Below are 375 nucleotides of genomic sequence, written 5' to 3'. Positions count from 1 at the left end.
GAATAATGATAGTTGGTTGGAGGTTCTTTTTAACATGAAATTCTGCAAGTTTTATACTGTAAAGGTACAAAAACTTGCAGAAACAGACAAATAAATACGAGGATAATTGATTATAAATCAATGAAATAAACCTTTTTTAAGGAACAACTATTTAAGGGGATTGCCAAGAGTGGGAAAGGCACTATGGGGTGGTGTCATGGATTCAAGTCGCATCTGCTCTGCAACGACACGGGGGACATCATAACGTCCTGTCTCACACCGGCTAACGTAGATGACAGGGATAAGAGAGTATGGTCTGTTTTTACAAAAGTGCCATACGGAAAAGTGTTTGCCGACAGGGGATACATCAAGCAGGAATTATTTGAGAGTCTCTTT

The 375-nt window shown here is 39.2% G+C and carries 1 pseudogene; it reads left to right on the top strand.

Annotated features, from left to right (window positions below):
* Positions 1–144: 144 nt before the first annotated feature.
* Positions 145–375, top strand: a pseudogene (locus EII32_RS11775) (transposase); the annotation flags it as partial.

Source organism: Prevotella sp. OH937_COT-195, from assembly GCF_003932845.1.
Classification (GTDB): domain Bacteria; phylum Bacteroidota; class Bacteroidia; order Bacteroidales; family Bacteroidaceae; genus Prevotella.
Note: the sequence above shows the minus strand (reverse complement) of the source record. Positions and strands in the feature narration are given on the sequence as shown.